The following is a 1319-nucleotide window of genomic DNA, read 5'->3' on the forward strand; positions in this document are numbered from 1 at the left end:
CTCCGAATCTGGTATAATGTAGCTATATTATATCAAAATTCAATACAGTAGAGGTGGATTTTATGTCAGATTGCATTTTTTGTAAGATTATCGCAGGGGAGATTCCTGCTTCAAAAGTATACGAAGATGAGCAGGTTCTTGCCTTTCTTGATATCTCTCAAGTAACGCCTGGACACACCCTCATTGTACCCAAAGAGCATTTTCGCAATCTTTTGGAGATGGACGCTGCCAGCGCTAGCCAACTCTTTGCCCAAGTACCAACAGTGGCTCAAAAAGTCATGAAGGCTACCAAGGCTGCCGGAATGAACATCATCGCCAACTGTGAGGAAGTTGCTGGTCAAACAGTCTTTCATACTCACGTGCATCTCGTACCTCGCTACGGTGCAGAAGATGACCTCAAGATTGACTTTATCGCCCACGAACCTGACTTTGACAAACTTGCTCAAGTCGCTGAAACCATTAAAAACGCTTAAGGAGATGCCATGAAACTATCCAATCTATTGCTATTTGCAGGAGCTGCAGCTGGAAGTTATTTTGTCGTGAAAAATCGCCAAGCCATTCAGGATGAGGTGCTAGATACAACTGACCGTGTCCAAGCTATCAAGGATGATTTGGATATCATCCAAAACAGCCTACAAATCATCGACCAACAAAAAACCCTTATCAAGGAATACCAAAAAGACTTGACCTACAAGTTCAAAGTCTTGGAAAAAGATTTCCAGACCAGAATGGCGGTTCTCCAAGAAGAAAAACAAGAATAAGAAAGCCTCCAACTTTTCTTAATTCCATTTTGGGTTACTAAATTCGAACAGAAAAGGGAGGGAATGAAAATGAAACAGTCTTTAAAAGTTCTAGCGAAGGTCATCGCGATTATTTGCGGCTGTCTCTGCTTGCTTGCAGCCCTAGCATTTCTACTAGTGATGAATCTTTTCAAGGCCTCACCGAGTGACATCCGAAATGGGAATGAAACCTTAAAACAAATCTTTATCTCCCTTGACCTCCCTCCTGAGAAAGTAGAATCAGATGGATACTATCAATACGAGGGTGGAGGATTAAATTTTTATGTTACTTTCTCAGATGAGGTTGTCAATAGCCACCCCGTCCTAAAGGAAAGTCCAAAACTCACCAAAAACCGACTGAAAGTCTATGTCCTCCAGACAAGAGATATTTCCTACTATAAAGTAGGAGACAACTTATTCAATCGTGGTTTAATACAATTTTTAGGGGAGGAGGGCGAGAAGTATTTCCAAGAAAAAGGAAAGAAATTTAACCCTAATTACTCACTTCTCTTTTGGAATAATCAGGAAAGTTTTAAAAAG

Annotated in this window: 3 protein-coding genes; all 3 read left to right on the top strand. The window is 40.8% G+C overall.

All coding sequences use genetic code 11. The annotated features are described in order from the left end of the window. Positions 1 to 62: 62 nt before the first annotated feature. Positions 63 to 473: an HIT family protein gene (locus GMD4S_RS08980; RefSeq protein WP_001278305.1), complete on the top strand. Its 411-nt coding sequence runs from the start codon at positions 63 to 65 to the stop codon at positions 471 to 473. Between the two features lie 9 nt (positions 474 to 482). Continuing rightward, complete coding sequence (locus GMD4S_RS08985) at positions 483 to 761, top strand: hypothetical protein (protein WP_000777746.1); 279 nt, start codon at positions 483 to 485, stop codon at positions 759 to 761. 69 nt (positions 762 to 830) lie between these two features. After that, positions 831 to 1319 (top strand): hypothetical protein (locus tag GMD4S_RS08990; RefSeq protein WP_000814177.1); only part of this gene is annotated, 489 nt, incomplete at its 3' end.

The sequence above is a fragment of the Streptococcus sp. GMD4S genome (genome assembly GCF_000296955.1).

What these genes read in the sequence shown, in the direction of transcription:
- GMD4S_RS08980 (WP_001278305.1), top strand. Translation starts at nt 63, where the DNA reads ATGTCAGATTGCATTTTTTGTAAGATTATCGCAGGGGAGATTCCTGCT.
- GMD4S_RS08985 (WP_000777746.1), top strand. Translation starts at nt 483, where the DNA reads ATGAAACTATCCAATCTATTGCTATTTGCAGGAGCTGCAGCTGGAAGT.